The following is a 293-nucleotide window of genomic DNA, read 5'->3' as shown; positions in this document are numbered from 1 at the left end:
AAACACCTTATGGCGAGGGATACGAATGTTATGACAAACACGAATACTTGTGGAATCGACAAAAGCGAGTCCCGTGGGTTTCCCTTTCACCTGCGTCAAATAGCTACAAAGTGGTCCTAAAACTGAGGAAACGACGCCTAAGAACCGGGTATAGCTGAGCAGGGTGGGAAAGTCTTGTTGAGGGTATCGTCGGACTAGTCCAAAGTAGAAATTTTTGAAATCGCGATAATGTGACATATGAAAAGCAATCACAATGGTCATAATCTCGCTGGCACTCATGCGGCCATGACGTC

At 45.7% G+C, this 293-nt stretch carries 1 protein-coding gene; it reads right to left on the bottom strand.

The genetic code is table 11. The features are described from left to right. On the bottom strand, nt 1–293 hold a 293-nt coding region (locus ACGF5R_RS24785; protein WP_387693303.1), incomplete at both ends, for a transposase.

It is taken from the genome of Photorhabdus sp. RM71S (assembly GCF_042879355.1).
Classification (GTDB): domain Bacteria; phylum Pseudomonadota; class Gammaproteobacteria; order Enterobacterales; family Enterobacteriaceae; genus Photorhabdus; species Photorhabdus kayaii.
This window is presented reverse-complemented; position numbering and strand designations above follow the sequence as displayed.